The sequence below is a fragment of the Flavobacterium sp. WC2409 genome (genome assembly GCF_041200085.1).
Lineage (GTDB): Bacteria > Bacteroidota > Bacteroidia > Flavobacteriales > Flavobacteriaceae > Flavobacterium.
The window spans coordinates 1,562,741-1,587,995 of the sequence record NZ_CP165625.1 but is presented as its reverse complement, the minus strand read 5'-3'; the positions used below and the strand labels follow the sequence as shown (position 1 = coordinate 1,587,995).

General features: G+C 33.3%; 24 protein-coding genes. 5 read left to right on the top strand and 19 right to left on the bottom strand.

The features are described 5' to 3' along the window. Nucleotides 1–79: 79 nt before the first annotated feature. Nucleotides 80–721 (top strand): protein-L-isoaspartate(D-aspartate) O-methyltransferase, encoded by a 642-nt coding sequence (locus tag AB3G34_RS06840; RefSeq protein ID WP_367753329.1) that lies wholly within the window; start codon nt 80–82, stop codon nt 719–721. Between the two features lie 133 nt (nt 722–854). On the opposite strand, the gene AB3G34_RS06835 is transcribed toward AB3G34_RS06840, so the two are convergent. Next, a complete protein-coding gene (locus AB3G34_RS06835) occupies nt 855–1,907 on the bottom strand; it encodes a Fic family protein (RefSeq protein ID WP_369753881.1) in 1,053 nt (350 codons plus the stop codon). 103 nt (nt 1,908–2,010) lie between these two features. After that, nucleotides 2,011–2,463 carry an SsrA-binding protein SmpB gene (smpB, locus tag AB3G34_RS06830; protein ID WP_369753880.1) on the bottom strand — a complete coding sequence of 151 codons (453 nt, stop codon included), beginning with the start codon at nt 2,461–2,463 and terminating at the stop codon, nt 2,011–2,013. A 70-nt stretch (nt 2,464–2,533) separates the two neighbouring features. Here smpB and AB3G34_RS06825 point away from each other — a divergent pair, with 70 nt between their 5' ends. Continuing rightward, nucleotides 2,534–2,770 carry a VF530 family DNA-binding protein gene (locus tag AB3G34_RS06825; protein ID WP_367770171.1) on the top strand — a complete coding sequence of 79 codons (237 nt, stop codon included), beginning with the start codon at nt 2,534–2,536 and terminating at the stop codon, nt 2,768–2,770. Here the strand turns inward: AB3G34_RS06825 and AB3G34_RS06820 are convergent. The 3 genes from AB3G34_RS06820 to AB3G34_RS06810 all read right to left on the bottom strand — a co-directional run bounded on the left by AB3G34_RS06820 (nt 2,762) and on the right by AB3G34_RS06810 (nt 4,839). Beyond that, the gene (locus AB3G34_RS06820) at nt 2,762–3,313 is read right to left on the bottom strand and encodes a DUF3575 domain-containing protein (protein WP_367770168.1); all 552 of its coding nucleotides are present in this window, start codon (nt 3,311–3,313) and stop codon (nt 2,762–2,764) included. The two genes, AB3G34_RS06825 and AB3G34_RS06820, sit on opposite strands and share 9 nt — an antisense overlap. Nucleotides 3,314–3,419: 106 nt before the next feature. Further along, the gene (locus AB3G34_RS06815; RefSeq protein WP_369753879.1) at nt 3,420–3,971 is read right to left on the bottom strand and encodes a GNAT family N-acetyltransferase; all 552 of its coding nucleotides are present in this window, start codon (nt 3,969–3,971) and stop codon (nt 3,420–3,422) included. A gap of 19 nt (nt 3,972–3,990) precedes the next feature. Next, on the bottom strand, nt 3,991–4,839 hold the full coding sequence (locus tag AB3G34_RS06810; protein ID WP_369753878.1) for an aldose 1-epimerase family protein: 849 nt from the start codon (nt 4,837–4,839) through the stop codon (nt 3,991–3,993). A gap of 179 nt (nt 4,840–5,018) precedes the next feature. Between AB3G34_RS06810 and AB3G34_RS06805 the strand changes: the two genes are divergently transcribed. Continuing rightward, nucleotides 5,019–7,286, top strand: coding sequence for a M1 family metallopeptidase (locus AB3G34_RS06805; protein ID WP_369753877.1), 2,268 nt, complete (start codon nt 5,019–5,021; stop codon nt 7,284–7,286). 79 nt (nt 7,287–7,365) lie between these two features. Here AB3G34_RS06805 and AB3G34_RS06800 read toward each other — a convergent pair whose 3' ends face one another. Together AB3G34_RS06800 and AB3G34_RS06795 are read right to left on the bottom strand one after the other, a co-directional pair. Continuing rightward, a complete protein-coding gene (locus AB3G34_RS06800) occupies nt 7,366–8,409 on the bottom strand; it encodes an agmatine/peptidylarginine deiminase (RefSeq protein WP_369753876.1) in 1,044 nt (347 codons plus the stop codon). Nucleotides 8,410–8,411: 2 nt separating this feature from the next. Continuing rightward, entirely contained in the window at nt 8,412–9,299 is an 888-nt protein-coding gene (locus AB3G34_RS06795) for a carbon-nitrogen hydrolase (RefSeq protein WP_367770160.1), read from the bottom strand. Nucleotides 9,300–9,482: 183 nt separating this feature from the next. On the opposite strand from AB3G34_RS06795, the gene AB3G34_RS06790 reads away from it, so the two are divergent. Continuing rightward, nucleotides 9,483–9,764, top strand: a complete 282-nt coding sequence (locus tag AB3G34_RS06790) for a hypothetical protein (RefSeq protein WP_367753311.1) — start codon at nt 9,483–9,485, stop codon at nt 9,762–9,764. Nucleotides 9,765–9,856: 92 nt separating this feature from the next. Here the strand turns inward: AB3G34_RS06790 and AB3G34_RS06785 are convergent, their stop codons facing one another. The 3 genes from AB3G34_RS06785 to clpB all read right to left on the bottom strand — a co-directional run bounded on the left by AB3G34_RS06785 (nt 9,857) and on the right by clpB (nt 14,644). Further along, entirely contained in the window at nt 9,857–10,246 is a 390-nt protein-coding gene (locus AB3G34_RS06785; RefSeq protein WP_367770157.1) for a DUF2809 domain-containing protein, read from the bottom strand. Nucleotides 10,247–10,424: 178 nt separating this feature from the next. After that, nucleotides 10,425–11,513, bottom strand: coding sequence for a PAS domain S-box protein (locus tag AB3G34_RS06780; RefSeq protein WP_369753875.1), 1,089 nt, complete (start codon nt 11,511–11,513; stop codon nt 10,425–10,427). Between the two features lie 524 nt (nt 11,514–12,037). Beyond that, complete coding sequence (gene clpB, locus AB3G34_RS06775) at nt 12,038–14,644, bottom strand: ATP-dependent chaperone ClpB (protein ID WP_369753874.1); 2,607 nt, start codon at nt 14,642–14,644, stop codon at nt 12,038–12,040. Nucleotides 14,645–14,802: 158 nt separating this feature from the next. On the opposite strand from clpB, the gene ytxJ reads away from it, so the two are divergent. Beyond that, on the top strand, nt 14,803–15,192 hold the full coding sequence (gene ytxJ / locus AB3G34_RS06770; protein ID WP_367753301.1) for a bacillithiol system redox-active protein YtxJ: 390 nt from the start codon (nt 14,803–14,805) through the stop codon (nt 15,190–15,192). A gap of 81 nt (nt 15,193–15,273) precedes the next feature. Here the strand turns inward: ytxJ and AB3G34_RS06765 are convergent, their stop codons facing one another. The 9 genes from AB3G34_RS06765 to AB3G34_RS06725 form a co-directional block, all read right to left on the bottom strand. Further along, nucleotides 15,274–16,437 carry a hypothetical protein gene (locus AB3G34_RS06765; protein WP_369753873.1) on the bottom strand — a complete coding sequence of 388 codons (1,164 nt, stop codon included), beginning with the start codon at nt 16,435–16,437 and terminating at the stop codon, nt 15,274–15,276. After that, nucleotides 16,418–17,416: a DUF2157 domain-containing protein gene (locus AB3G34_RS06760; protein ID WP_369753872.1), complete on the bottom strand. Its 999-nt coding sequence runs from the start codon at nt 17,414–17,416 to the stop codon at nt 16,418–16,420. Before AB3G34_RS06760 ends, AB3G34_RS06765 begins: the two co-directional genes overlap by 20 nt. Nucleotides 17,417–17,559: 143 nt before the next feature. Continuing rightward, entirely contained in the window at nt 17,560–18,840 is a 1,281-nt protein-coding gene (gene argH, locus AB3G34_RS06755) for an argininosuccinate lyase (RefSeq protein WP_367770144.1), read from the bottom strand. 167 nt (nt 18,841–19,007) lie between these two features. Beyond that, nucleotides 19,008–20,078 carry a M20 family metallo-hydrolase gene (locus AB3G34_RS06750; protein WP_369753871.1) on the bottom strand — a complete coding sequence of 357 codons (1,071 nt, stop codon included), beginning with the start codon at nt 20,076–20,078 and terminating at the stop codon, nt 19,008–19,010. Nucleotides 20,079–20,130: 52 nt separating this feature from the next. Further along, nucleotides 20,131–20,916, bottom strand: coding sequence for an acetylglutamate kinase (gene argB, locus AB3G34_RS06745; protein WP_367770138.1), 786 nt, complete (start codon nt 20,914–20,916; stop codon nt 20,131–20,133). Next, nucleotides 20,906–21,853: an N-acetylornithine carbamoyltransferase gene (locus AB3G34_RS06740; protein ID WP_367770135.1), complete on the bottom strand. Its 948-nt coding sequence runs from the start codon at nt 21,851–21,853 to the stop codon at nt 20,906–20,908. Before AB3G34_RS06740 ends, argB begins: the two co-directional genes overlap by 11 nt. Nucleotides 21,854–21,919: 66 nt before the next feature. Continuing rightward, nucleotides 21,920–22,681 (bottom strand): glutamate 5-kinase, encoded by a 762-nt coding sequence (gene proB, locus AB3G34_RS06735; RefSeq protein ID WP_367770132.1) that lies wholly within the window; start codon nt 22,679–22,681, stop codon nt 21,920–21,922. 90 nt (nt 22,682–22,771) lie between these two features. Next, the gene (locus AB3G34_RS06730) at nt 22,772–23,968 is read right to left on the bottom strand and encodes a glutamate-5-semialdehyde dehydrogenase (protein WP_369753870.1); all 1,197 of its coding nucleotides are present in this window, start codon (nt 23,966–23,968) and stop codon (nt 22,772–22,774) included. 84 nt (nt 23,969–24,052) lie between these two features. Further along, a complete protein-coding gene (locus tag AB3G34_RS06725) occupies nt 24,053–25,189 on the bottom strand; it encodes an aspartate aminotransferase family protein (RefSeq protein ID WP_367770128.1) in 1,137 nt (378 codons plus the stop codon). Nucleotides 25,190–25,255: the final 66 nt, after the last annotated feature.

Here is a 25,255-nt window from a genome sequence, read left to right as displayed (position 1 = left end):
TTGCCTATTTAAAAATTAAAAATTGGCAATTGAAATTAGAATTTCTTTTCTATTTTTACCAAAATAAAATTAATAAAGTTTGAAAGATACAGGTAAACATCAAGGACTTCGAAACCAATTAGTAAGTGTTTTACAAGAAAAAGGAATAACAGATAAAAATGTTTTGGATGCTATTAAAAAGATCCCGAGACATCTTTTTTTGAATTCTAGCTTTGAAGATTATGCGTACCAAGACAAGGCATTTCCTATAGGTGCGGGGCAAACTATTTCGCAACCTTATACCGTTGCATTTCAATCGCAATTGTTAGAAATTCAAAAAGATCATAAAGTTTTAGAAATTGGTACTGGTTCAGGGTATCAAACTGCTGTTTTATATTTGATGGGCGCTAAAGTATATAGTGTAGAGCGCCAAAATGAATTATTTAAGCAAACATCAACCTTGTTGCCTAAGTTAGGTATTCGTCCCAAGCATCTTTCTTTTGGCGATGGGTATAAAGGATTACCAAGTTATGCTCCATTTGACAGTATTATTGTTACAGCTGGAGCACCATTTATTCCAAAACCATTAATGGCGCAATTAAAAATAGGAGGGAGATTGGTTATTCCTTTGGGAGATGATGTGCAAATTATGACTTTGCTTATTCGTAAAAATGAAACTCAGTTTGAGAAACATGAATTGGGAGAGTTTCGATTTGTTCCTTTATTAGAAGATAAAAATTAAAACACTCCCGTTTTCGTTTTGAAATTATACTTCGAGGTTGCACGCAGATTTTTTATTCTTTTACAGTTCTCTGTTATCTCTTTGTGAATCTTTGCGAAACGATACTAAATATCGGCATTGCTATCAAAAAAGTTTATTGCGCTATGATACCAATGTAACGCTCCAAACTTTCTTTTTCTATTTGCGCAATAAACAATAAAAAATCTTCTTTGTTGTTTTGGGTTTGTGCCGTTTCTAGGGATTGATAATAGTGCATACGGTTTTCATAATCTCCTTTAATATTGGCAATAACGTAACCATGTTGCAATAAAATTAAGTTCATGACCAAGCGTGAAGTTCTGCCATTTCCATCAATAAAAGGATGGATGGTAACTAAGCGTTCGTGCATTTCGGCAGCTAAGAGGATGGGATGTAAGCTGTTTTTGTGAGTCTCATACCAAATATAGAAATCTTCCATGTTTTTGGCTACCATATAAGGTTGTGGAGGCATATAAGTACTTCCTTTAATCATTACTTGAACTTTTCTATAACGACCAGCGTCTTCGGATTGAATTCCCCTCAGAATCAAATTATGAATTGATAAAACCTCACGCTCGTTAAGAGTGTTGTTTTTCTCCATTAACTGTTTAATGTAAGCAATAGCCTCTTGATGATTAATGGCTTCAAGGTGCTCGCGCATACTTTTTCCAGAAATGGTTAATCCTTCGTTGATGACTAAATCAGTCTCGCGAAGCGTAAGAGTATTCCCTTCTATGCGATTACTTTCAAAAGTATATTCCAATTCTAGAGCTTGTGCAATTCTAAAACTATCAAATTGACGAAATTTATCTAGTTTAATCTTTAAAGCATCAATTTCATCTAAAAGTTTTTCTAACGCTTTTGAGATTTTTTGATTTGGTACTGTTGTTCTAATATATTTTAATTCGTCTTCGGCTTCTTTTAATGCTTTAAGAGCAAAAGTTTCTTCACCAATTTCATAGATAATTTTTTCTTTTAACCAAGTAATCATCAAAGTTTCATAATCAATTTCAAGAATAGAAGCCAATTTGATAATTTGTTCTTTAGTTGGTTTGCGTACGCCACTTTCAAACTTACTTATTAAAGCTTGGTCAATACCCATTAATTGCGCTAATTCTCTTGTTTTTAGTGCTTTTTTTTCTCTTCCGTTTTTTAATAAGGTCTTCATAAACTGAAAATGTTTTTAATTGTCTTGACAAATTTAGTCATTTTTTTTAAAATAAAAAAAAAGTTTTTAAATTTGTTTATTGTATTAAAATGTAGAAAGATCTTTAGAATGTCTTTTTAATACGATCTAAATCACGTTTAGTATCTTGTTCTTTTAAAGATTCCCTTTTGTCATATGTTTTCTTACCACGACAAAGACCAATTTCAAGTTTGGCTATTCCTTTTTCGTTGGTAAATAATTTTAAAGGAACTATCGTAAGTCCTTTGGCTTGAACAGATCTAGCCAAACTTTTCAACTCTCTCTTATTAAGTAAAAGCTTGCGTTCACTTCTCGCTTTATGATTGAATTGGTTTCCAAAAGTATATTCTTCGATATAAGTATTTATTGCAAAAAGCTCTGTACCACTAAATTCACAAAAACTTTCGGTAATATTTGCTTTTCCAAGACGTATTGATTTAATTTCAGTACCAGCCAAAACAATTCCAGCAGTGAATTTTTCGATTATTTCATAATCAAATCGAGCTCTTTTATTAAGTATGTTGATAGTTTTTAGCATAGGATGACAAATGTAGCAACAAATGTATGAATCAGCAATTTTTTTTATAAAATTGGCATAAATTTGCAATATGGAAAAGCAACAATCAAAAGACCCGCTTCACGGAATTACTCTAAAAACTATTTTAGAAAAACTGGTTAATCATTATGGATTTGATACTTTGGGAGAATTAATTAAAATTAAATGTTTTAATGAGAACCCCAGTATAAAATCGAGTCTTACTTTTTTACGAAAAACCGATTGGGCTCGAAAACAAGTGGAAGAATTGTATGTTAAAAATGAGTCTAAATTTTCAAAATTAATTTAATTTATAAGAAATCATCACGCCACCTCTATAAGGAAGCCATTCTCCGCTCTTATTGTAATGTTGGGCAGTTTCGTATCGTTCGCCAGTTGCGGCAAAATATCCTTTATAGAACCCTTGATGCCAACCACCTCCCACAAAGAAATCTAACATAAATTTATCATTAATTTTAGTTTCATATCCTACAGTTGCTCCCATAAAATACCCAAAACCTTTTTCATATTGTCCAAGTCCCATATGTACTCCTTTTGATAATTTATAGACAGTGCCACCTACATTCGCTCCTGCATAAAATCCATTATATTTTTCTTTAAAATGATACCGATATTCAGGTGTTAAAGTAAAAATTTGATATGGTAAACCATTTATAGACTTCCAGAATGAAGCTAATGCGTCAATTTGCAGTGTTGATTTTTTACCGATGCTTGTTTCTACACCCACATTTGGGACAGCAATTAGTGCGGTCAATGCATTAGCTTTAATATACGTTTGACTTTGAGATTGAATTGAAAAAAATAGAATTATAAAAAAAAAGATTCTTTTCATAAGATGAAATGTATTGTGTATTATTATTAATGGCATTGAGTTTAAGTACAAAAATAAAATATTGTAACCAATTTACTATATTTATTACAATTAAAAATTGATTTACTTATGATTTATTTAAAAGTGAATAGATGACAGTATCTAAAAAACGACCTTCATAAAATTGATTTTCTATAAAATGAGCTTCTTTCTTAAAACCACTTTTTAGGAGGACTTTTTCAGAGGCAGCATTATTTGGATAAATTACAGCTTCAATAGTGTGTAGTTTCATTTCGTTAAAACCATATTCTAAAATTTTTTTTAATGCTTCTGGAATAAAACCTTTTCCATGATGATCAGGATGTAAAATATAACCCACTTCAGCTCGATAATTTTGAGGTTGGATTCTATAGTGACCAATAATTCCAATAAGCTTGGAGCTATTCTTTAAAGTAATTGCCCAGTTAATCCCTTCATTTTTATCAATGGTTGCATCTATAGTAGCTATATGTTCTAAAGCATCTTCATTTGTTTTTGCTAGAGGTCTCGGGATGTATTTCATTATTTCTTTATCAGAACGTAAGTAAAAAATTTCTTTGACATCACTTTTTACTACTCGTCTTAAAATTAAACGTTCTGTTTCAAGATTTGGAAATGGATTGAAATTTATAGTTAACATATTGTTTTATAGTATTTATTTAAAGAATTTCGATGCTGAATTGGGAATTAAATATTGCTTTAGGCTCTAGAATTTGGATTCCCTCTTTTTCCATTATATTACCTGTACTTTCAGTAGAATCAGAATACCCAAACCAAGGCTCAATGCAAAGAAAAGGGGCATTGTTTTTTGTCCAAATTCCTAAATGTGGAAAATCTTCATAGTGCATTCGTATCAAAGGTTTTTGATGTTCAAAAATGGTCAAATAATTTGATTTTAAAGTTTTGAAAATTAAGGCATCATTTTCGAATAGTGGATAGTTTAATGCCACTTTATTTTCAATTGTCGAAAGTGTTTTTGTATTATTCGAAATCAAATCATTTTCCAATAAGTTATACACTAATGGTTCTTCAATTTCAAATTCCATACTATAGTTTTCAAATGCTCCTGGCAAGGCTAAAGCAGGGTGCGCACCTATTGAAAATGGCATTAGTACATTTCCTTTATTGATTACTTTGTATTGGATATGTAAATTATTATCTTCTAAAGTATAAATTATTTGAAGTTCGAAATTAAATGGATATACTTTTAATGTTTCTTCATTAGATTGTATAGAAAAAATAGCGCTACTCTCTTTTTTATCTATTAATTTAAATTCAGTATCTCTTGCAAAACCATGACGTGATAGTTGGTATGAAATAGTATTATAAGTGTACGTATTATTTTTTAATGTTCCAACAATTGGAAATAGAACAGGGGAGTGCTTACCCCAGAATGCTGGATTTCCTTCCCAGATATATTCTTTCCCATTCGATACTAGTGAAAATAATTCAGCTCCAATAGTATTAATTTTAGCAGTTAAATTTGAATTAAGAAGTGTTACAGTCAAAATTTTCTTTTTTACGTGATTTAATAATTACTGTAAATATATTTTATAATTTTATTTTAAACTAGGATTTAAGCTAATTGTAATTTTAATAAAATTTTCATAATTTTTGATTAAAGCGTTGAATTTAATTTACTCATAAGCTTTTTTTTCATTAATTTGCTTTATAAACAGTCAAAAACATGAAAAATATTCGGTTCAAAGCCATCTTCCAATTGGCTTTATTATTTGGAATTTCGTCCTTATCGGCACAACAAGTTCCAGCAACTACATCAGCTGCTCCAATTTCAAATTACAATTATCATGATGCTTTTGCACCATTTTTTTATTCGAAAAATGGAACAACGACCCGTTCTGCTAGTGGTCAGCCAGGAGCTGAGTATTGGCAAAATAGAGCAGATTATGTTTTGACTGCTAAATTGAATGAAAACAAAAACGAGATTGTAGGTACAGATATTATTACTTATACAAATAATAGTCCAGACAAAATGTCTTTTGTGTGGATGAATGTGGATCAAAATTTATTTAAAGGTGATTCACGTGGAAATTCAGTTGTGCCGCTTGCTGGAAGTCGTAACGGAGCTCAAGGTGAGGTTTTTGATGGTGGTCATAAAATTAAATCAGTAACGATTGTAAATGCTGTAAAAGGAAAAGTTACAGAAGTAGAAGCTAAGTTTTTAATTACGGATACAAGAATGCAAATTTTTCTTCCGCAGGAATTAAAAGCAAAAGGTGGGTCAGTAAAAATTAAAATAGATTTCTCTTATATCTCTCCTAAAGAAGGATCGGATAGAACAGGCGTTTTGGAAACTAAAAATGGTAAGATTTTTACAATTGCACAATGGTATCCACGTATGTGCGTGTATGATGATGTAAGAGGATGGAATACGAATCCTTATTTAGGCGCATCTGAGTTTTACTTGGAATATGGAGATTTTGATGTAAATATTACAGCTCCAGCAAATCATATTGTAGTTTGTTCTGGGGAATTAGTAAATCCAACGGCAGTTTATTCAGCTACAGAGCAATCGAGATTAGCACAAGCAAAGCAAAGCGATAAAACCGTTTTTATTCGTACTGCTGATGAAGTTGCTACAACATCAAGTGCTACCGGAACTGCAACGAAAACATGGCATTATAAATTAAAAAATGCTAGAGATATGTCTTGGGCATCATCGGCAGCATTTATTTTAGATGGAGCCAAAATTAATTTACCAAGCGGTAAAAAATCTTTAGCATTATCTGCTTATCCTGTTGAAAGCGCAGGAAATGATGCGTATGGTCGTTCAACTGAATTTGTAAAAGGATCTATAGAAAACTATTCTAAAAGATGGTTCGAGTATTCATATCCTGTAGCAACTAACGTTGCTGGAAATGAAGGAGGAATGGAATATCCAGGAATTGTTTTTTGTGGATGGGAATCAAAAGGAGAAGATTTATGGGGCGTTACTGATCATGAATTTGGTCACAACTGGTTTCCTATGATTGTAGGTTCAAACGAACGTTTATTTGGATGGATGGATGAAGGGTTTAACACTTTTATCAATTCATTGAGCTCTGTTGATTTCAATAATGGAGAGTATAAAACGGAAGATTCTGATATGCATAAATTAGCCAATAGATATACGGATTCTAATTTAGAAGTAATTATGAGTTCTCCTGATAATATGAAAGAGGCTAATATTGGTCTTTTATGTTATTCAAAACCTAGCTCTGGTTTAGTTATTTTAAGAGAGCAGGTATTAGGGGAAGCTCGATTTGATTTAGCGTTCCGTACTTATGTAGAACGTTGGGCTTTTAAACACCCTACACCAGATGATTTCTTTAGAACAATGGAGAATGTTGCTGGTGAGGATTTAAGTTGGTTTTGGAGAGGTTGGTTTGTGAATAACTGGAAATTTGATCAAGGAATTAATTCTATTAAATACGTAAAAAATGACCCAAAACAAGGGGTTGTTATTACAGTGGAGAATTTTGAAAAAATGCCAATGCCAATCGTTTTGGATATAAAAACTAAAAGTGGTAAAGTGGATAGAGTAAAATTGCCTGTAGAAGTTTGGCAGAAAAATACCACTTGGTCATTTAAACATAATTCTACTGAAGAAATCGAAAGCATCACTTTGGATCCAGATCATGTTTTTCCTGATAATAATGAAGGAAATAATATGTGGAAATCAGGTTCAGGAGTTGTTGAAAAAGATGTTATTTTAGATGGTTATTTAGGAACATACTCTAATACAAAAGCACCAATTAAAATTACTTTTACAGAAAAGAATTCGGTTCTTAGTGCGTTAATTACTAATTATCCTCAGTTCTCTGTAGAGCCTATTGGTAAAGATTTATTTGAATCTAAAAGAGCAGGTCTTAAATTCCAGTTTAATGAAGATAAAACAGGATTCGATATGATTATCAGTGAAACTCAAAAAATTCCTTTTACAAAGGATAAATAGAAGCTTACGAATTTTATCATACAAAAAACACCAGCAAACTTGCTGGTGTTTTTTATTATAAGAATAATCAAATGATATTTTAAGTTGGAATTTGTTGACTTAAACAATGTAAAGTTCCAAACCCCCATATTAAATCTATAGCACTAATCCCAATAATTTCTCTATCCGGGAAACATTCCGCTAGAATATTTAAGGCTTTACGATCGTTAACATCGTTAAATGTTGGAACTAAAACGCATTTGTTCAAAATTAAGAAATTAGCGTAACTCGCAGGCAATCTTAAATCTTCAAAATCAATGCGTTTAGGCATTGGTAAAGCAACAATAACAGGTGATTTTCCATTTTCAAGCTTAGCATTTTGCAAACGTTTCAAGTTATCTTGTAATGGTCGGTAGTTATTATCTTTTTGATCTGTTTCTACAATGGTCACGATTGTATCTTCGTTAATAAAACGACATAAATCATCAATATGACCATGAGTGTCATCGCCTTCAATACCATCTCCAAGCCAAATCACGTTAGTAATTCCAAGGTATTCCTTGAAAACAGCTTCGTAATCGACTTTAGTAAAACCAGGGTTCCGAACTTGAATATCAGGGTGCATCAAGCATTCCTCTGAAGTCAATAATGTTCCTTTTCCATTACTGTCAATTGCACCTCCTTCAACGATAACTGGTTTTCCTTTGTACATCACTTGCGTAAGTGGCATATCTAGAAAATTTGCTACCCTTTCAGGAACGTGTTTATCTAATTGGTAGTTTTTATATTTTGCCCAACCGTTAAAGTTGAAATTCAATGCTTCTCTTTGATAGCCATTATAAACAACAATAGGTCCAGAATCACGCATCCAGCTTCTATTCGTTTTTTGGATAATGAAAGAGATATTATTTAAGTCTACTCTTGCCATTTCTAGCATTTCGGTCACTTTGTCTTTTAGCTTTTCATCTATGACTACTAAGAAAACCGTTTCATAAGTAGCTACTTTTTTAATGAATTCAACAAAAGCCCATTGAACGGCTTCGTATTTTCCTGGCCAATCTTTTCCGTTATGAGGAAAACAAAGTAATATGCCTTGTTGATTTTCCCATTCTGCAGGAAATCTTCTATTATTTGTAGTATTCATATTTAGTCGATTGCTCTTTTAGTAATATCTCCAAAAGCGTCAATGCGTCTGTCTCTAAAAAATGGCCAGTTCTGACGTACATTTTCTTGTAAGTCAAGATCTACTTCGGCAATTAAGATTTCTTCTTTATCATGTGAGGCTTGCGCCAAAATTTCTCCTTGTGGTCCGGCAATAAATGAAGATCCCCAAAATTGAATTCCTGCTGTATCTGGCAAGTATTGTTCTAGTCCGATTCTATTTGCAGCAGCTACATAAACGCCATTTGCAACAGCATGTCCTTTCATCACGCTCATCCAAGCACCGTGTTGGTTGACACCATATTCGTCTTTTTCGGCTGGATGCCATCCAATAGCGGTAGGATAAAATAAAACCTCAGCACCTTGAAGCGCCGTTAAACGAGCGGCTTCTGGATACCATTGATCCCAACAAATTAGTGTTCCAATTTTTCCTTTTTTAGTAGGAATTGTTTTGAAACCTAAATCACCTGGCGTAAAGTAGAATTTTTCATAAAAATGAGGATCATCTGGAATATGCATTTTGCGATACAATCCTGCTTCTGATCCGTCTGTGTCAATGATGTAAGCGCTATTGTGGTATATGCCAGCCATTCTTTTTTCGAAGAAAGGAACAATGATTACAACACCTAACTCTTTTGCCAAAGCACTAAAAGCAATAAATGAAGTACTATACAATGGTTCTGCTAAAGCAAAATTATCAACATCTTCACTTTGACAGAAATAATGACTGCTGTATAATTCTGGTAACGAAATTACTTCCGCACCTTGACTTGCCGCATCACGAACCCAGCTTAAACATTTTTTCAAGTTGTTTTCGGCAACATCGTTAAGGTTCAATTGGATTACGGCTATTTTGTATTTTTTATTTGGCATCAGATAAATTTTAGAGTACAAAAATAGGAATTTATGTGACTATTAAAAAGACGTTTGTTAAAATAGTAATAACAATGTATGGAGAAAGGAAATGTATTTTATATTTGTATTACTAATTAAAACCCTATTAAAATAGCATTGCCAATAAATTAAAACTACTGATTAATAAAAACCCCAATAATTATGACTAGTGATTTTGAAACCATCGAAAAAGAAAGCATCCATTCTTTAAAATTCCCTCATATTGAAGTATTAGAAGACGATGTTGCAATCAAGCAAAGAAAAAATGATTTGGAACGTGCGCTTTCTTTAGGGAATTTAGAACATTCAAAAATCCAAATTTACTTCGAAGACAGCAACTCTAAAAAAATGGTAGAAACAACAGTTTGGGCACTAACTGATGAAAGTGTCGTTTTAAAGCAAGGTGTTGAAATTCCCATTAATAGAATTTTTAGGATATTATAATAAGCATAAATAAAATAAAGTACGATTATTATGAATCAACACTTTGATTAATCTTAACCGTGGAATCGCATTTTTGGTTTGCTTGAGGAGTATTATCTAATTGTTTCGATATCCTTTCTTAGTACATATTTCTCTACCACAATAACGATAATTAAACCTATCAAATAGGTTAATAAATCAATCCAAGAGAAGGAAGTTCCTATTACTGTTCGTGCTATTTTAGAATTTTCTAAATGTAAGGTCTTGACAATATTTAGATATTGAAGAAACTCTATGGAAAAAGAGAAAATCAATACAAATAGCACGGCTGGTAAAACGCCTAATTTTAAAAATGATTTAATAAAACAATAGATTAAAATTACTACCAAAACATCCCCAAGATAAGGTCTTACAAAATTGTCATGTACAAAAACAGCAATTATAACTTCGATTACAAAAAGTAGAATAGTAACTCCAAAGTAGTTTTTATTGAAGGTTAACATGATTTATTTTTTAATGTATTATGTTTTTTAAAATCTAGATTTTGTTTGTTTCTTACGTTCAAACGGTAACGCTAGATGGTATTTTTATAAAAATAATTTGTGCTTTTAAAACGAATCCCACACCAAATAATTCATGGTAGCGATGATTTAATCGTGTGTTTTTGACGTTATTCTGTTTTTAGTCCTTGAATGTTATTGTGAATTTTGCTCCTTCGTTTATTTGACTTTCTACTTCAATCCGACCACCTAAATTAGTGATGTGATTGTATATTAAGTAAAGTCCGATACCATTACTATCAATATGATTGTGGAATTTTTGATGCAATCCAAATATTTTATCACGGACTAAATCCATGTCAAAACCCAATCCATTATCGGAATAAATTAACTGACTTTTTCCATTTTCTTTTGTAGAAGTAATAGAAATAGAAGGGAAAGTATCTGGTTTTGAATATTTTATTGAATTTGTGATTAAGTTTAAGAATATGCTTTTGAGGTATTCTTTATTGAAATTAATAGTAGGAACTGCTTCAAAATCAATAGCTATTTTAATTTTCGACTCTTTTATTAAAGAGTCTATAGAAAGTAATACTTCCTTTAAATTTTCTTTTAAACTTAGTTCTTCAATAGAAGCATTTAACTCATCTTTATGAATTAATTCGTCTACGGATTTTTTTAAAGTTAGGCTTAAACGTTCAGTTGTTGTTTTTAAGATCGTAATAAATTCAAGGGTCTCTTCATCATTAATTTTAGAAATATCAATAAGATCAAATACCGATAGCAAATTATTTATTGGTGACTTTAAGTCATGTGAGGTGGTATAGGATAAATGCTTGAGGTCTTTATTTATTTTTGTCAGATTTGTGAGGAGTATATTGCGCTCTTCTTCAATTCTTTTTTTATGAGTAATGTTTTTAGCAATGGCATATACTAATTTTTCATCTTCAACGGGCATTGATGTCCAAGATAACCATACCAGCTCCCCAGTTTTGGTTAAGTATCTATTTTCGAAATTTAACAGTGGCTTATTTTTATACACTTGTTCTCTCGTTTCGATTGTCATTTTAAGATCTGGTGCATAAACAAATGTATGTATGGGTCTAGCATACAATTCCTCATCGGTGTACCCTAATAATTCTGAGACAGCGGGATTTATTCTTTTAAAATACCCATCAAATCCGGCAATACAAATTAGATCAGCTGAGATATTAAAAAAATTATCAAAATGATATTCTATAACTGAAGTAGGACTTTTATTTATTGTCATTGCGTTTGAAAATTTAGACTAACTGGGATTTTAGACCAATATTTATTAAATGAATTGGTTTTATAGAGTAAACGGTGCTTTTTCAAATTTAGCAAATAATTATTTACAATATAAAGTATACTATAATTTAAATTAACAAAATGAGGTTGCTGTTATATTTATCGCTTTAGTTAGCCACGTTCAAAATGCTACTACTCATTTTCTAATTTAGGCAAGTACTCGTAGGAAACAAGTTCTAGATAATTGAGACAAACGTGAAGCAGTGGGGTTATTTTTTTTTGTGGTCACGAGCGGAACGCTCCGGTAAGCACATTAATATATATAATTTACTTCAAATTATGAAAATAGCTCGTTCTAGCTAGCCCTGATCGAGGCGGCATCCTCGTAGTGCAACGGAGAGATACAGCCGAAAGCAGGAGGGAGGGTTTTTATGGAAAACACTAGTTCTGCTCCTTAAAAATAAGGTATAAAAAAACACCAGCTTCATGGCTGGTGTTTTCTTACTACAAAAAAACTATAAATAATTATTCTACTAATTCGGATTGATTTCTAAAAACCAATTCTCCGTCAAAAGCATCCAACAGTATGATACTATCAGTAGCTATTTTACCAGCCAAAATTTCTTTGGACAAGGTGTTCAATACATCTCTTTGAATCACACGTTTTACGGGGCGGGCACCAAATTGTGGGTCAAAACCTTTCTCGGCTAAATAGGCGATGGCTTCTGGTGTGGCGTCCATGGTGATGCCTTGTAGGGCCAACATTTTGGTCACTGATTTCAGTTGTAAACTAACAATTCTTGTGATATTGGCACTTGTTAAAGGTGTGAACATCACGATTTCATCGATACGGTTAATGAATTCAGGGCGTACGGTTTGTTTCAATAAACCTAAAACTTCTACTTTGGCAGCCTCAGTAGCGGCTTCCATACTTCCTTTTAGATTTTCGAATTTTTCCTGTATGATCTGACTACCCATATTAGAAGTCATGATAATAATGGTGTTTTTGAAATCGGCCAAACGTCCTTTGTTATCTGTTAAACGTCCTTCATCCAGTACTTGTAGCAAGATGTTGAACGTGTCAGGATGTGCTTTTTCAATCTCATCCAATAGAATCACAGAATACGGTTTTCTACGCACGGCTTCGGTCAATTGACCGCCTTCATCATAACCTACATATCCTGGAGGCGCACCTACTAAACGGCTCACACTGTGGCGTTCTTGGTATTCACTCATATCAATACGCGTCATGGCGTTTTCATCATCAAACAAGTATTCAGCTAAGGCTTTCGCCAATTCGGTTTTTCCTACACCAGTTGTTCCCAAGAATAGAAAAGTTCCTACTGGTTTTTTCATGTCTTGCAATCCAGCACGAGAACGACGTACGGCATCACTCACGGCTTCAATCGCTTCTTCTTGTCCTACCACACGACGGTGTAGCTCTTCTTCTAGATGCAATAGTTTTTCGCGTTCTCCTTGTAGCATTTTCATCACTGGAATTCCAGTCCATTTAGCCACTACTTCGGCAATATCTTCGCGAGTTACTTCTTCTTTGATTAGAGAACTTCCACCAGCTTGGTTTTCGACTAATTCTTTATGTAAGACATCGAGACGCTCTTGGGCTTCTTTGATTTTTCCGTAACGAATTTCGGCTACTTTACCGTAATCACCATCACGCTCAGCACGTTCTGCTTCATATTTGTAATCTTCAATTTCCGTTTTGATTGCCTGCACATTATCAACTACATCTTTCTCTGATTTCCATTTGGCATAGATTTTATTGCGCTCTTCTTTTAGGTTGGCTAAATCCATTCCTAAGGTTTTGAGCTTGGTCTCGTCTTTTTCTCTTTTGATGGCTTCGATTTCGATTTCAAGTTGCATCACTTTTCGATCTAAAACATCCAGTTCTTCTGGTTTTGAATTGATTTCCATTCGGATTTTAGAAGCGGCCTCATCCATTAAATCAATCGCTTTGTCTGGAAGAAAACGATTGGTAATATAACGTTGTGATAATTCGACCGCAGCAATAATAGCCTCGTCTTTTATCTGTACTTTATGATGTGTTTCGTATTTTTCCTTGATACCACGAAGGATAGAAATCGCACTTTCGGTATCGGGTTCTTCGATGATAATTTTCTGGAAACGACGTTCTAAGGCTTTGTCTTTTTCAAAATATTTTTGGTATTCGTCTAATGTCGTTGCACCAATGGCTCTTAATTCTCCACGAGCCAAAGCTGGTTTCAAAATATTAGCAGCATCCATAGCACCTTCGCCACCACCTGCACCTACAAGGGTATGTATCTCATCAATAAAAAGCACAATGTCACCTTCGGCAGCAGTGACTTCTTTCACTACCGCTTTGAGGCGTTCCTCAAATTCTCCTTTGAATTTGGCTCCCGCAATCAGCGCTCCCATATCTAGTGAGAAAACTATCTTGTCTTTTAAATTATCAGGAACATCGCCATCCACAATACGGTGCGCTAAACCTTCGGCAATTGCAGTTTTACCAACTCCAGGTTCCCCAACCAACATGGGGTTATTTTTAGTTCGACGCGTAAGAATTTGTAATACACGTCTAATTTCTTCGTCCCGACCAATAACTGGATCTAGTTTACCTGCTTTGGCTAATTCATTTAGGTTTTTAGCGTATTTATTCAATGAGTTATACGTTTCTTCCGCTGATGCTGAAGTAACTCTTTCTCCTTTACGTAGTTCGTCAATGGCTGCTTTCAATCCTTTTTCGGTTACACCTTGATCTTTTAAGATTTGGGAAACTTTGCTTCTAGAACCAAAAATAGCCAAAATTAAATGCTCAATAGAAACGAATTCATCGTTCATTTTCTTAGCAATAATCTCCGCTTCGTTTAGTGCCGTATTTGCATCTCTCGAAAGCATCACTTCACCGCCCGAAACTTTAGGGAAGCTCTGGATTGTACTATCTAATATTTGTATGAATAATGGAACATTTACATTTAGTTTTTTCAAAATAAAAGGTGCTACATTTTCATCGACTTCAAAGATGGCTTTGAAAATATGTTCGTTCTCTATTTGTTGCTGTCCAAAGCTTTGAGCCAATTGTTGCGATTGCTGTATGGCTTCTTGCGATTTTATGGTAAATTTATTTATGTTCATGATTTTATTGTTTTTGTAGTTATATAATTATAGTTAATTGATAACTTTGCAGACAGATCTTCAATTTATATTCCATTACAATATTATAGACAAAATGGCGTATAAAATATGATTTTTATCATAAAAACCAGTCAAAATGACTGCATTAACGACAAATTATGAGTTTTTTTAAAAATATTTTTAGTGGTTCAGAGAACCAAAATGATTCTAGTAGCAAAATGGACTGGAATAACTTAACTGATTTGGGGCAGTTGAACGAAATAATGACACTTTCAAATGAAAAGCCAGTGGCTATTTTTAAACACAGTACACGTTGTAGTGTAAGCAGAATGGCATTGAAACAGTTTGAAAATGAGTTTGATAGCTCAGATAAAGTTACGCCATATTTTTTAGATTTAATAGCGTATCGTGAAGTTTCTAATGAAATTGCAAATCGTTTTGGAGTACAACATCAATCTCCTCAGTTGCTACTTATAAAAGATGGAAAAGCGATTTATAATGCTTCTCACAGTGATATTGACGCTACAGTTTTGAAGACTAAAGTATAATCCTGAAAGTTTAAAATAAGGCCACGAATTCACGAATTAAAATCTTTATAATTCGTGAATTCGTGGCTTTATTTTTTGTTTTTAAAAGTTGCCTGACGATCCGCCACCACTAAAACCACCACCACCAAATTCTATATTGGATTCTTGATTAATTTCGGGTTTTAATCCCAGTTGAGAAGTAATTAAAGCTTCAGCATTCATAAATGCATTTTTTGTACTAAAACGATCTGGTTGGAATGTGATTCCTGTAGTATTATTTTTTAATTTTTTTATCGAAAAATAAGTAAAGGCAAACAATACTAATCCGCCTATAGTTAATACTGTTTCAATAGGCAAAATAGCGTAATAGAAGCGTATAGTGTAAAAAGAAAAGCATAGTGCTACTAATCCAATCCAAAGCATGATGCGGACCTTAATTAACAAAGAGTACACCACATAGCCAATAGGAACAATAAACGTGAACGCATAAAACAAAAAAGCAAAAGGGATATCACTATTTGGAGCAATACCCGCACCAAGTAATGCTACTGAAAGTTCCCTAACTACTAGATAATTTCCCGATAGGTAAAATAAAATAAGACTAAAGCTATAGGCTAATTGAATTCCTTTGTAGTAGTAAAAGGTTTTTAAATTTTCCAAAACCTTTTTGCTATAAAGATAAATGCCTGCAGAAAAAAGCATCATTACAAATGGTAAAATCGTTTTACCAATGGCGCCAAACTCAAATAGGGTATACACCAATGTCGAAGTTCCTGCTATACAAAATAGAAATGCCATTGATAAATGAAGATAACGAAGGTAACTCAATAATGAAGTAATAGTAAGAATCGAGGCAATTACTAATCCGTTTCCATTTGTTGAAATTCCTATGGCTATTGCCAAAGTTAATTGGGAGCCAATCAAAAAGGCATCGTCAAGACCATGTCCATAATATTTTTGCTTGGTTAAAATTTCCGTTCCTACAAAACCTATAATAGTATAGATAAAAAGAAGAACTTTATAATTTTCAGTAAGTGCTTGAAGGAGAATTAAAGAAATAAATCCACAAATAGAAGAATATAAAAAACTGCCAAGTATAAAAAAACCAATGCGTACAAGGATGTTAGTATTACTTTTTAATATAATTAATTCTTTTACTATCAAGTTGTATTGTTCTTTGCTTATAAAGCCAGCATTTTTCAAAGAATGTGCTTCTTCAACTAAAGATACATTCTCTAATTCGGTTTTATCGTATTGTATCATCATTGCTATTTTTATTGAATTTTTTAATAAGTCGGATAAATAAAATTATAGAACCAATGAAATAAAAGGGAGCTAGATATAATAGTGGAATTAGAAAATCAGAGATATTTGCTATATCAATAAGTTTAAAAATAAAAATATTGATACCTACGTAAGCATATATAATGGTGAAGACGAATAAAGAAACAGATTTAACTTCATAGCTTGATTTATAAAAATAATAAGATGAGGCTAGTAATAGAAATCCAAATATTCCCCAATACGGATTGAATAAATTATTGATGCAGGAAATACTGATTAGGTGTAAGGCAAATGTTAAATAGATTATAGTGAAATGGGTTTTTAATGCAATCTTATTACTGTAAATGGACCATAGAACTAATATAACTCCTAAACCTATTGCCGAATAACTTAATGTAGTTGTTTCGTAAAAACTATTGTTTAGTAATGATTGTGGACTTACAGATAAACCGATATATGCAGCTAATCCTGTAATAGCAATAGATAAGATGCTTTTATTATCAAAATAATAAGCGCAAAAGAGTCCGATTGCTGTGGGAATTAATGTTGCTAATCCATAATGAGTACCAAAAGCAGTGTACTGAAATTGTAGATATCCTATGAAAATACAACTCAATAGTACAGCAGTAAGAATTAAGTAGTCAAATAGTGGATTTTCAAAATTAGTTTCTTGTTTTTTAAATCCTATCGTGTTTTTAAAACTGAAATAAAAACAAATTACTGTTACTATCAATAATAAGGAGAGAATTGCGATATGGCCACTGGTATCAATGTTTTCATAAATTAAAATACCAATTCCCGAGGTAAATAGTAAAACAGATAAGTATAAGGAGAATTTTAATTCTGAATGCAATGAAAATATATTTAAATCTCGGTGAACAGTAATTTCTTTGAATTGCTCCTCTGGTATTAAATTTTTTTCAAAAAGTCTATTTGTGGCGTTTTCTTCAAATTTTCCCATACGAATCGTTTAAAATTACTTTTATAAATATATAGTTATTTTTTTAACATTTAGCATTATGATATTTTGAGGTTTAAAATAGGGAATAAAAAAACGCACTGTGATTTACAGTGCGTAGTATTTTTTAAATTGATTTCCAGTTTTTAGAAAGCCTGATTCATTTTTTCTTTTATTTCAGCCAAACATAAGTTGTTTATACTTCCTTCGTGCGTGTGTTTGGTTTCTTTTGGAGAAGTGTAAGTTCCATTTTCCAGTTGCTCTGCAACCGCTTTATAAGCATCTCTAAATGGCATTCCAGCAACCACCATTTCGTTTAAAGTATCTACAGTAAACAAGTAGTTGTATTTTGGATCTGCTAGGATGTTGTCTTTTACTTTGATGTCTTTGATAGAAAAAATCGCAATATCCAAACAGGCCTGTAAATTTTGAATGGCAGGGAACAATCCCTCTTTCAATAACTGTAAATCACGGTGGTAACCACTAGGTAGATTATTTGTAATTAAAGTAATTTCATAAGGTAAGGCTTGAATTTTATTGCATTTTCCACGAATCAACTCAAATACATCAGGGTTTTTCTTGTGTGGCATAATGCTCGAACCTGTAGTTAAATGTGCTGGTAAACCAATGAAATCAAAGTTTTGACTCATGTACAAACATACATCCATCGAAAACTTAGCCAAAGTTGCTGCCACGCTGCTCATGGCAAAAGCCAATGTTTTTTCTGATTTTCCACGACTCATTTGAGCGGCAACCGAATTGTATTTTAAGGTTTCGAATCCCAGTTCTTTGGTTGTGAATGTTCTATTGATAGGGAAGGAGCTTCCATAACCTGCAGCGGAACCTAACGGATTTTGGTCTACCACTTTCAAAGCGGCATTCAACATGGTGATATCATCAATCAAAGTTTCGGCATAAGCGGAAAACCACATCCCAAATGACGATGGCATAGCAATTTGTAAATGCGTATAGCCTGGTAACAATACGCTTTGATATTTCTCAGCCGATTCCATTAGTAAATCAAAAAGTGATTTTACTTGCTGTTTTAGTTCGATTACAACATCTTTTAAATACAAGTTGACATCAACCAAAACTTGGTCATTACGAGAACGAGCGGTATGGATTTTTTTACCAGCATCACCTAGTTTTGCTGTCAGTAAATATTCAATTTTGGAATGTACATCTTCAAATGAATCTTCGATAACGAAATTTCCTTGAGCTACATCCGCAATGATTTCGTTTAAAGCAGAGACTAAAGCATCAGTTTCATTGGTAGTTAATAAACCAATGTTTCCTAACATTTTAGCATGAGCAATAGATCCTAAAGCATCGTATTTTGCCAAAACTAAATCCAGTTCTCTGTCGTTACCAACAGTGAATTGTTCTATTTGTTTATCAGTTGGTATTCCTTTTTCCCAAAGTTTCATATTGTTTTTTTGTTTCAGGTTCAATGTGTCAAGTTTATGGTTAAAACTTAAATAGTATTTTTGTTGTTTATTAAGATCTTCTAGCCCTGATAGTAGCGACATCCTTTTCCTGCTTTTTTTAAGCAGGGAAAGATATAGTGGATAGCAGGAAATAGCTCCTAATTATTTTATTGCTTTAAAAAATCACTAAGTATTTTAATATACAATTCGATTCCTTCTTCTATTTCATTTAAATAGATAAATTCATCAGCAGAGTGTGAACGCAGGGTGTCACCAGGTCCTAATTTTAAGGATTTACAGTTCAAAACGGACTGGTCTGAAAGGGTAGGTGAGCCATAGGTTGTTCTGCCTAAAGCGATTCCTGCTTGCACTAACCCATGCGATTCTGGGATTGATGACGAACTCAAATTCATAGAACGTGGTGTAACTTCTGCAGGGACGTTTTCTTTTACGATAGCTAAAATCTCGTGATTGGTGTAGCAATCGTTGACACGAATGTCCACAACTAAATCACACTCAGACGGTACTACATTGTGTTGTTTACCAGCATTTATTTGGGTAACAGTCATTTTTACTGGACCTAATTGGGCTGATATTTTTTCGAATGTATAATTTTTAAACCATTCCATTACAGGAATTGATTTGTAGAGTGCGTTGTCATCATTTTGATGTGCCGCATGACTAGGTGTTCCTTTTACCTTAACATCAAGAACTAATAAACCTTTTTCGGCTATGGCCAATTGCATTAAAGTAGGCTCTCCAACGATGGCACACTCTAGTTCAGGTAAACTTTTAAGCACGCTATTTAGCCCTTTTTTTCCACTGCTTTCTTCTTCTGCCGATGCTACCATTACAATGTTGTAAGGAAGATTTTCAGCAGGATAAAAATGGACAAATGTTGCCAAAAGTGAAACCAAGCATCCACCAGCATCATTACTTCCCAGTCCATATAATTTACCATCTTCAACAATTGCTTTCAAAGGATCTTTGGTATACGCCTGATTGGGTCTTACCGTATCGTGATGCGAATTCAATAAAAGTGTTGGTTTACTCTTGTCGAAAGTCTTGTTGTATGCCCAAATATTGTTATTTTCTCTCTCAAATGGAATTTCGTTTACTATAAACCATTTTTCGATTAAAGCCGCTGTATGCTCTTCTTCGCTTGAAAAAGATTGGGTTTCAATGAGGTTTTTTAATAAGGTGATCGCTTCTTGAGTAAGTGTTTCTTTGTTTTTCATATTTTATTATGTTTTGCCACAATTCTTTTTTTAAGGGTGTGACTAACTTTTATTATAATTCAATTTGTGTGCAAACTGCATTAGCGTCTTTCAGCATTTTATGATGACCAATTTTTATGCTATGCACTCCTTTGGATAAGCTATTGAAGCAGTTGTCTAATTTAGGAATCATTCCGGAATGTATGGCTTTCTCGGCTTTTAATTTGGCGTACAATTCGTAATTCATTTTTTCAATTACTGATGAATCATCTTCGGCATCGTATAAAACACCAGGTTTTTCAAAGCAGTAACTCAATGTTACCTCAAAAACATCCGATAAAGCAATCGCTAATTCGCTGGCAATTGTATCTGCATTAGTATTTAGTAATTGTCCTTTTTTATCATGCGTAATGGCACAAAATACAGGAACAATGGCGCTATTTATTAAAGTTGAAAGTAGGGAAGTGTTGACTTTTTTGACATCACCCACATAACCATAATCTATGGTAGGATGATTTCTTTTTTCGGATTGGATTAAATTCCCGTCAGCTCCTGAAAATCCGATTGCATTAGTGTTATTGGCTTGCAATTGAGCCACAATATCTTTGTTGATTTGTCCTGCATAAATCATGACCACAACTTCAAGCATGGCCGCATCAGTAATGCGACGTCCATCAATCATTTGAGGAACTAGGCCAATGCTTTTTGCCATTTTGGTAGCCGATTTTCCTCCACCGTGAACCAATACTTTATGCCCCTCTATTTTTGAAAAGTCAGCTAGGAATTGTTTAAGTTCTGCGGCATCATCAATAATATTTCCACCAATTTTAACTACTGTAATGGGTTTTTTATTGTGCATTTTCTAATATTTTTTGTAATATTAATTGCGCTGCATAAGTCCTGTTGTTGGCTTGTTCAATCACGATTGAATTTTCGCTGTCTATCACTTCATCTGTAACAATTACATTTCGTCTCACAGGTAAACAGTGCATGAATTTGGCATTGTTCGTTAATGCCATTTTCTCAGCAGTCACAGTCCAGTTTGGGTCTGAATTTGTTATTTTTCCGTAATCAATATAATTACTCCAGTTTTTAGTATAAATAAAATCGGCATTCTCAAACGCTTTGTTTTGATCGTATTCAATGATTGAATTTTTTGTAATTTCTGGATTCAATTCGTAGCCTTCAGGATGAGTAATTACAAAGTCGGCATCTTGTAACTGCATCATTTCCACAAAAGAATTGGCTACAGCTTGAGGTAAAGCTCTAGGGTGTGGCGCCCAAGACAAAACTACTTTTGGACGGTGTGCCGTTTTGTGTTCTTCCATGGTTATGGCGTCAGCCAATGCTTGTAATGGATGTCCTGTACAACCTTCCATGTTGACAACGGGTACAGTTGCAAATTTTAAGAATCCAGCCAAAACTGTTTCGGCATTGTCTTTTTCTTTGTCAACTAAGCCAGCAAATGCTCTTACCGCAATAATATCACAGTATTGAGAAACTACTTCGGCAGCTTCTCTAATATGTTCTGAAGCGCCTTGATTCATCACTGCGCCATCTTCAAACTCTAGTGTCCAACCTTCATTGGTAAAATTCATTACCATCACATTCATTCCTAAATTTAAAGCTGCTTTTTGAGTACTCAAACGCGTTCTTAAACTCGGGTTGAAAAACAACATTCCTAAGGTTTTGTTTTTACCTAGCTTTTTGTTTTTAAGAGGCTTCTTTTTAATTTTTAAAGCTTGTTTCACCCATGTGTCGAGTGAATCTATATTTTTTACTGATATGTAGTTCATTGTTTTATTGTTTAATCGGTTTTTGTTTAATCAGTTAATCGTTTAACCGATTAAACACATAAACATTTATATAATTTTCGTAAACGGAATACTGTTGTTTATCGCATTCAAAATAAAATCATCTTTTAATCCATTGACAACCCAAGTTTCAATATTGGCGGCTTTTGCAATTGCTGCCGCTTCAATTTTAGATTGCATTCCACCAGTACCATGCGATGATTTAGAATCGCCAACTTCTTGTTGCATTAAAGCTAAATCAGTTACTAATGTAATGGTTTCTGGAATATCGTTATGAATTGAAGCTTTTGTATAGATTCCGTTTGTGTTTGTTGCGATTATTAAAATATCAACTTTTAAAAGTACCGCTGTTAAAGCTGCTAATTTATCATTGTCTCCAAATTGGATTTCGTCTGTAGCAACTGTATCATTTTCATTAATTATTGGGATATAATTATTCTCAATCAATACATTGATGGTGTTAACGATATTCACTTTGGATTGTTCTTTTTCAAAATCTGAATATGACAATAAACACTGTGAAGTCAATAATCCTAAATCACTAAAGTTTTCATGGAAAATCCGCATTAAATGGGGTTGTCCAATAGATGCTAATGCTTGTTTAACGAAAATTTCTTTTCCTTTACTTTCTAACTTTACAAATTGTTTTGCAGCTGCAATAGCACCAGAACTTACAATTACAAATTCGTATTGATCGTTTAAAGCAGCTATTTGCATTCCAATATCTTCAATTTTTCCTCTCGAAATATGATTGGTTTCCTTGGTTAAGGTATTGCTTCCTATTTTTAGTAATATTCTTTTTTTAGCCATTATTTCTAATTTAAAAATTGAAAGATTTAAGAATTTAAAAATTTCTTTATCCCAATCTTTTAATACATGAATCTTTTAATCTTTAAATCCCTATCTAATCTGTCCTTCACCATAAATATACCATTTATTAGTAACTAGGTGCTGTAAACCAATAGGACCTCTTTGATGTAATTTATCAGTGCTTATTGCTAATTCTCCTCCTAGGCCAAACTGACCACCGTCTGTAAATCGAGTAGAGGCATTTTGATAAACTGCGGCAGTATCTACATTGTCCATGAATATTTGCGCTGTTTCATTATTTGTTGTAATTATCGAAGCTGAATGCCCGCCACAATATTTATTTATTTTATCAATGGCGCCTTGATCAGAATTGGTTGTACCAATTACAATTTTATAATCTAGAAACTCTTCATACCAAATTAAATCGGATTCGATTGCAGGAACGTTTGTAGCTGCAGCTACAGTTGAATCTCCTAAAACAATTACATTGAACTCTTTTAATTTTGCCACAACTCTATTTGCAAATACTTCCCAATTAGGAAGATTAGTATCAATTAATACTTTATCTAAAGCATTACAAACAGATATGTTTGAGGTTTTTCCGTTTACAATGATAGAAAGTGCTTGGTCTAAATTGGCCTCTGCATTTACGTAAACAAAATTGTTTCCTCTACCACTTACAATAACGGGGCAAGTAGCATGTTTTTTTGTAAAGGCAATTAATTTTTCTCCACCACGCGGAACAATTAAGTCAACTTTTTGTGTTGGTTTTTCTAAGAAAGCTTGGGTTTCAGTTCTATCATAATTTAGGTATTCTACCCAAGAAGTGGCAACGTCATTATCAGTCAATGCTTGATGCCATAGACTCACGATTTTTTGATTCGAAAGTAACGATTCTTTACCGCCTTTCAATAAAATTTTATTTCCCGATTTGAAAGCAATTCCGCCTGCTTCAACAGTTACGTCTGGACGTGATTCGTAGATGATTAGAATTGTTCCAAATGCAGCAGTTTTATTACTGATTTTTAATCCGTTATCATGAGTGAAGTTAAAACGAACTTTACCTACTGGATCTTCCTGACTAGCCAATTGTTGCAACGATAAAATCATTCCATCAATCTTAGTATCATCAACTAATAAACGTTTTTCCATAGCCAAATCATCCCCAGAATAATTGTTTAAATCCTGTTGATTGATTGCTTTAAGAGGGGCTCTCTCTTGTTCAAGAAGTACAGCCATTCTACTTAAAACAGCATTTCGTTTTTCTATGGATAATAAGGTATTCATCGTTTTTAGTTTAATAGTATAGAAGAAATTAAACATATAAGTCATATAAGTTTGAGGGCTTATTAGACTTATATGTTTAAAATATTATTTCAATTCGGCCAATGATTCTTGTAAAGCAACGATAAATGTGTCAATTGCTTCGGTTGTAATAGTCAATGGAGGAAGGATTCTCAATAAGTTTTTATTGTTGGCTCCACCTGTAAATATATGTTTTTCAATAATCATTTTCTTTCTCAAAGCACTCACGTCAAAGTCAAATTCAACTCCAAGCATTAATCCTCTTCCTTTTACTTTGATGATTTCTGGAATTACTTTAATTGCTTCAAAAAAGTATTCGGATACTTTATTCGTGTTTTCAAGTAAGTTCTTGCTTTCCATCACGTCTAGAACTGCGATACCAGCAGCGCAAGCCAAATGACTTCCACCAAACGTAGTTCCTAGTAATCCGTAGCTTGCTTTGAATTTTGGAGAAATTAAAACACCTCCAATTGGGAAACCATTCCCCATTCCCTTAGCAGTGGTTACAATATCAGGATTGATTCCGTGATGTTGGTGTGCAAAAAACTTTCCGCTTCTTCCGTAACCCGATTGTACTTCGTCCAAAATCAAAACCACTTCATTAGCAGCACAAACTTTTTCCAACCCTTGAAAGAATTCCGTTGTTCCTTGGTCTAAACCACCAACCCCTTGAATAGGCTCAATGATTACGGCACAAACATCTCCTTTTTTCAATTCTGTTTCAACCAGTTCGATTTGGTTCAATGGCAAGAAAGTAACTGCTTGTTGTGCGTTTAATGGCGCTACAATTTTTTTGTTATCGGTTACTGCAACAGCAGCAGATGTTCTTCCGTGGAACGAGTTGTCAAAAGCAATCACTCTTGATTTATTGGTATGAAAAGAAGCTACTTTTAAAGCGTTTTCATTGGCTTCAGCTCCAGAGCTACATAAGAACAAACTAAAATCAGTCAAGCCAGACGCTTTTCCTAATTTATCAGCTAGTTCTACTTGCAATGGATTTTGGATAGCATTCGAGTAAAAACTCAAATTATCCAATTGTGCTTTTACTTTAGCCACATAATCTGGCTGAGTGTGACCTATTGAAATTACTCCGTGACCAGAGTATAAATCTAAATATTCAATTCCTTTATCGTCTGTAATAGTGCAATCTAATGCTTTTACAGGCGTGATAGGGTATAATGGGTAAACGTCAAATAAGTTCATTTTGATTTTTTGTTTAATTGTTTAATCGCTTATTCGGCTAATCGATTAAACGATTCACCGATTAAA